The organism is Bacteroidota bacterium, assembly GCA_039714315.1.
In the GTDB taxonomy this organism is placed as follows: Bacteria; Bacteroidota; Bacteroidia; order Flavobacteriales; family JADGDT01; genus JADGDT01.
Genome location: JBDLJM010000158.1, coordinates 1 through 6541, shown reverse-complemented (window position 1 = coordinate 6541; position 6541 = coordinate 1). Strand labels below are relative to the sequence as shown.

The 6541-nt window shown below is 35.4% G+C and carries 6 protein-coding genes; all 6 read left to right on the top strand.

From position 1 onward, the window contains the following. Nucleotides 1-1430: family 43 glycosylhydrolase (locus ABFR62_12375; GenBank protein MEN8139219.1), on the top strand; the 1430-nt coding region annotated here is incomplete at its 5' end. Between the two features lie 83 nt (nucleotides 1431-1513). Beyond that, the gene (locus tag ABFR62_12370) at nucleotides 1514-2548 is read left to right on the top strand and encodes an aldose epimerase family protein (GenBank protein ID MEN8139218.1); all 1035 of its coding nucleotides are present in this window, start codon (nucleotides 1514-1516) and stop codon (nucleotides 2546-2548) included. A 12-nt stretch (nucleotides 2549-2560) separates the two neighbouring features. Continuing rightward, nucleotides 2561-3691 carry a non-reducing end alpha-L-arabinofuranosidase family hydrolase gene (locus ABFR62_12365; GenBank protein ID MEN8139217.1) on the top strand — a complete coding sequence of 377 codons (1131 nt, stop codon included), beginning with the start codon at nucleotides 2561-2563 and terminating at the stop codon, nucleotides 3689-3691. Nucleotides 3692-3739: 48 nt separating this feature from the next. Next, a complete protein-coding gene (locus ABFR62_12360) occupies nucleotides 3740-4828 on the top strand; it encodes a non-reducing end alpha-L-arabinofuranosidase family hydrolase (GenBank protein MEN8139216.1) in 1089 nt (362 codons plus the stop codon). A 152-nt stretch (nucleotides 4829-4980) separates the two neighbouring features. After that, nucleotides 4981-6114: an aldose epimerase family protein gene (locus ABFR62_12355; protein MEN8139215.1), complete on the top strand. Its 1134-nt coding sequence runs from the start codon at nucleotides 4981-4983 to the stop codon at nucleotides 6112-6114. 92 nt (nucleotides 6115-6206) lie between these two features. Then, a partial coding sequence (locus tag ABFR62_12350) for a sigma factor (protein MEN8139214.1) occupies nucleotides 6207-6541 on the top strand: 335 nt, incomplete at its 3' end.

Below are 6541 nucleotides of genomic sequence, written 5' to 3'. Positions count from 1 at the left end.
TACCTCAATTAACAAGGGGTAGAGAAGTTGCCGATCCAAGTATTTTTAAGCATAAAAACAAGTACTATGCTCTTTCAACTCAGATGTATTCATTCGATGGTCCCGGAATGCTTGTTTGGGAATCGGAGGATATGGTAAATTGGAGTCAGCCAAAAAATATTGTGATCAACGGAAAGCTTGATCCTATGATGGCACCTGAATTGATTTATAGCGAAGGAAGTTATTATTTGTATTGGTCGGTACCAGGAACAACGGTTCCGGAGAGTCATTATCTTGCAAAATATACTCCCGATAAAGAAAGTGGAGATTTTGATCCATTCGGTGCAAATGCAGAATACAATTTGTTAACTAATGATTTTCTAAATATCGGTGAAGTAAATATCGACGGGGAAATATTCTTTGATAAAAACGATATATATATGTTTTTCTGTGGATTTGGAGGTATTCAGTACAAAAAGTTACTTTCTCTCGAAAACTCCGGGTCCGATCCTAAAATTCAGCTTAGCGATTGTGTGATAAAAATCACCGACACGGAAGTGGGCGATCCGGGTGCTCCCGGGTGGACAGAAGCACCGGGGTTGTTTTACGAAGATGGATATTATTACATGACATATTCGGGAAACCATTTCCAAAGTCCAACCTACCAAATTCACTCTGCTCGTGGTTCCAGTATTGAAAACATTAAACCATACAAGCAGAATCCTTTAATAGAAAAGCGCGATGGGCTTTATAATGGTTTGGGAAATAACAATTTCATCACCGGTCCCGACTTAAAAACAAAATATACCAGTTATCATGTTAAAATTGGGACTGGAATCCATACATCGGAGAGTGGCCCGATAAATCGTCAGATGATGTTGGATAAGTATACAGTGTCGCCAGAAAGCGGTATAGAAACAGAAGCTCCTGTATTTACAGACCAGGAGGTTCCTTCCGCAGTAGAATGGGAAAACAAAATGGCAGACTTAGGAGATAATATGGAAACATCAGCCACAGTACAAAGTACTAATGGTATTACAACATTAACCTCGGGAGAGCTCCTATCTGTAGTGAATTCTAAAGTTGATTTTGTAGTTGAGGGAAATATCAGACCGGTTACAGCCGAAAGTGATATTAGCAGATATGGATTAACATCGATAGACGGTAAATTGAAGTTTGCTATTGAGTTGGGAGATAGTGCTACTGGTAGTGGAGCTAAACTTGTTTATTACATCGACGGAGAAGGTTGGACAGATTTAGGTATTACAGGAGTTGTTTTCAATGTATGGCACAAATTGAATATCGATAAAAAAGAAAATAAAATTAAGTTCTATTACGACGACAGATACGTTGGCGAAGCTGTTATTTCGATTAACGAAGAAGGTAAATTTGGTTATTTCTCTGAAGGAGGAGCAGCAGAATTATCGTGGATAGGACAAGCAAATTATTAAAAATTAGTTGTTTGTTGCTTGTTACTGGGTTTTAGTTAACCGGCAACAAGTAACCAACAACAAGTATCCAACAACAAGTAACTATGAAAAACTGGAGAACTAAAGTAAACGGTAAAATGACCGACCTTTTCGTTTTGAAAAATAAAAACGGAATAGAAGCTTATATCACAAATTTTGGAGGTATAATAACATCATTAATCGTTCCGGATAAAGAAGGAAATCTGGAAGACATTGTTTTAGGATACGACAGTATCGAAGAAACTATAAATGGAAACCCATATTTCGGTGCAATTATTGGCCGCTATGGAAACAGAATTGCAAAAGGTAAATTCTCTATCAACGGAAACGAATACACCCTGGCAATAAACAATGGACCAAATGCTTTGCATGGAGGTATAGTTGGTTACAACGCTGTTGTTTGGGATGCTGAACAAGAAGGAAATAAATTAATCCTCAAGCATCTCGATCCTGATATGCACGAAGGATATCCCGGAAATGTGGAGGTAGTTGTAACTTATGAATTGACCGACGAAAATGAGTTGAAAATAACTTATGATGCTATAACAGATAAATCAACTGTTGTAAACCTTACATCTCACTCTTTCTTCAATCTTAAAGGAGCAGGGAATGGTACTGCCAACGACCACCTATTAATGATTAATGCAGAAAAATACACGCCATCCGATGAAAATCTAGCCCCAACAGGAGAGATTAGAAATGTAAAAGGTACTCCTTTCGATTTTACAGAATTTAAAGAAATTGGAAAAGACCTGGAAGTAGAAGATCAGGATTTGAAAAACGGAATGGGCTACGATCACAACTTTGTTTTAAATGGCAAAGAAAACGAAATGAAATATGTAGCTAAAGTGATAGAGCAAAAAAGCGGACGAGTAATGGAAATGTGGACTACCGAACCGGGAGTTCAGTTTTACGGAGCGTATTGGCTAGATGGTAGTGATATTGGTAAAGGTGGAAAAGCATACCATAGTAGAGATGCTTTTTGTTTAGAAACTCAGCACTACCCTGATTCTCCAAATAATGACCACTTTCCTTCAACCCTATTGAACCCTGGAGAAAAGTACCATACCGAGACAATACATAAATTTAGTATTCAATAAAATAAAATGGATATGAAACAACTAATTCTAGCAGCGAGTGTTATTTTATCTATCGTAACTTCATCGTGCGATAATGATTCACACAAACATAACAAGTGTGAAAAACAACCTGAATTTCAGTATGAAAAATGGACAGTAAGTAATCCCGTTTTCACAAAAGGTAAAGAAGGAACAATGGATGATGCATCTGTAAAGGATCCTACTATTGTTTTTTATAACGGAAAGTATCATTTATTTTATACAACAAAGGCGCTTAGAAAAAACAAACACCTTCACGAGCATATAACAATAAACGGCTCTGGTTTAGGGTATGTAGCAGCACCAACTATTGAAGAGTTGAATACTGCAAAACGTCATAATATGAATGAGATTAATGAATATGAGATTGTAGCACCGCAGGTGTTCTATTTCGAGCCTCAAAAACTTTGGTACATAGTGGCTCATACTCTCGTAGAAGGTAGACCCGATTTGATGCCAATATATATGACCAATCCTAATATTGAAGATGTAAACGGATGGGCAAAACCAAAACCATTTAATCTAAAGAAAATGAATGATGGTTTTTGGATTGATTTTTGGGTGATTACAGATGAGGAAAAAGCTCACTTGTTTTATACCGATCACGAAGGCTCCATGTTCCGTTTTGAAACAGCTCTACAAGATTTCCCAAATGGTTTCAACAGAAAAGAAGAAACAGTATTAACCATTCGTGGCGAAGACGAAAAAGGTATTTGGAGAATGCATGAAGCAAGTCATATCTATTATGTTAAAAAAGAAAAAAAATATCTAGCTCTTTTAGAGTGTGTTCGTCCACATCCATTAAACCAAGATTATTGGGATAGTCGTGTTCGTTTTCACGTAGCGGTGGTAGCAGACAAACTTGAAGGTCCTTGGGAAAGGGTAGAAACTGAGAATAATGATTTTATGGGAGATCCAGACAACCTTTATTATGAAGACGGAACAAAATGTGTTTACGATAACGTAAGCCACCCAGAATTAATAAGAGGTGGATATGATTCTAAATTAGAGATTGAAGATTATAATCTTCAAATGTTAATTCAGTCGTTTGACGCTGAAAAAGTACCTGATAATTACGATTATAACGACTTGCCATATGAATTGGCTATAATGAAAAATTATTAATCAATTGCAAAGTGGTGAAATAAGGAATTTAGAGCAAAAACATTTAAAATGAACAAAATACTAATTGCAATAACTGCAGTGTTAATGATTAGCTCTTGTGGTAACGAGTCTGTAAATAATAAAAAATGGACTACAAGCGAACCTGTATTTGGATCTAGAATAGGCGATGCATGGGATAATGTAGCGGCAAAAGATCCTTCAATTGTAGAGTACAATGGAAAATATCATTTGTTTTATACAGCTAAATCGGCCGACACTATTAATGGGAAGGTTAATTACAAAATAGGAACAGGATATACTTCGGCAAAAACTATCGAAGAACTTAATTCTTCTGAAAGAATATTTATTGATTCTATAGTTGGAGGAAACGTAGTAGCGCCACAAGTATTTTATTTCGAGCCACAAAAAAAGTGGTATTTGATTGCTCATACATGGGTTAACGGAGATCATGGCGATCTTGAACCAATCTATATGACAAATTATAATATAGAAGATGTTAATGGATGGTCTGAAATAAAAGTGATGGACACTCATAAAACAGAAAAAAAGTTTTGGATAGATTTCTGGGCAATTCAAGATAAGGATGAAATGTATATGTTCTATGCCGATCAGAAAGGAGCTTTGTTATATATGAAGAGTTCTAATGAAGATTTCCCTAATGGATTTCATAAATCTGAATCTAAAGTTGCATTTACTCAAACAGGTGTGAAAGATTCTTTAAAATGGAAGATGTTTGAAGCTGCACATGTATTCTATTCAAAAAAAGACGAGAAATTTATAGCCTTGGGCGAAGGAGCATATTTTCATCCAACACGTAAGTGGGATGTGGATGCACGAAACAGATTTATATTCGCAATGGTTGCAGATTCTATTGATGGTGAATGGACAAGATATGAAGGAGATAAAAACGATTTTTTTGCTGATGCCGAAGATGTTTATAATGCCGATGGAAGTAAATCTAAAAATTCCCTTGTTAGTCACCCTGAGTTGATAAGAGCAAGTTATAATCAGAAACTTGAAATAGAAAGTATTGAAGAAATACAAATGTTATATCAATCATTTGATGCGACTAATATTCCAGCAACGTATAATTACAACGAATTGCCATTGAAACTTAGCTTAATGAGCAAAAAATAAACAATATTATTGAAATATAGTTAGCAGAATGTTATTATAAATGGAGTGCAAAAAAGAGAAGACACTCCTCTCAGTAAATTGAGTATTAGTTTGGAATATCGCCTAGAGGTATTTCTTTGTGGAAATATTATCAGAATAAATAAAACCAAAATATGAAAAGATCAGTAATAGCAATTCTTGCACTAGCCTTAAGCTTAGGTTCGTGTAATGACGCTCCAAAAAAGGAGAAAAAATCATCTGCCGAAAACAACAATTGGGAGATGACTGTAAGAGGAAAACAAACAAATCTTTTTACTCTTAAAAACAAAAATGGAATAGAAACTACTATCACAAACTACGGAGGTAAAATAGTTACACTAATGGTTCCTGACAAAGATGGTAAAATGGAAGATATTGTACTTGGATACGACAATATCGAAAGTACTATTGCTCCAAAAGGGAATCTTTATTTCGGAGCTTTAATAGGACGTTACGGAAACCGTATTGCAAAAGGTAAATTCTCTATCGACGGACAAGAATACACATTAGCAACAAACAATGGTGTTAATGCGCTACACGGCGGATTGATTGGTTACAACGATGTTGTTTTCGATGCAAAACAAGAAGGAAATAAGTTGGTGCTTAAACATACTGATCCTGATATGCACGAAGGTTATCCGGGAAATTTAGATGTTACAGTTACTTATGAGTTAACAGAAGCAAATGAGTTGAAAATTACTTACGATGCCGAAACTGATAAACCAACAATTGTAAACTTAACATCTCACTCTTTCTTTAATCTTCACGGAGCAGGAAACGGAACTATCAACGATCACGTATTGATGATTAACGCCGATAGATATACTCCAATTGACAATACATTAATTCCAACAGGAGAATTGGCAGAAGTTAAAGGTACCCCATTCGATTTTACAGTTGCAAAGGAAATTGGAAAAGAAGTTAATGCCGATGATCAGATTCTTAAAAACGGAAATGGTTACGATCACAACTTTGTATTAAATGGAGAAAATGGAGTAATGAAATTAGCCGCTAAGGTTGTTGAACCAAAAAGCGGAAGAGTAATGGAAATTTTCACAACTGAGCCTGGATTACAGTTCTACGGAGGTAACTTCCTTGATGGATCTGATGTTGGAAAAGGAGGGAAAAAGTATGAGTTCAGAACAGCATTTTGTTTAGAGACTCAACATTATCCTGATTCTCCAAATCAAAAAGATTTTCCAACAACTATTTTACGTCCCGGTGATAAATATCATACCGAGACTATACATAAATTTAGTGTAGAATAATATATATTAGTCGCCCTGCATTTCCACGAAATGACAGGGCGTTTTTTACACCCAACAACCTAACACAAACTAAAATCCAAATATTCCTGATAGTGAAAAAAGTATATTCCAGAAATGAAATTACTGACGATCAGTTGATGAATATGATTCAACGGTCGGATGAAACAGCATTCAATATACTATATGGACGCTACTGGAAGGCACTTTATTCATTTGCATTTTCTATTTTAAACGATGAGGATGTATCAAAAGATATTGTTCAGGTTATATGGATTAAATTTTGGGAATCGCGCAAAAAAATTAAGAATCAAAATATAAGGTCTTACCTTTTAAAGATGGTTCAAAACGGTGTTTACAAACATCTACGCGATAACAAAAAATTCGGTGACAGATTACAATTAATAGATGATTATTTTTCGACACAAAA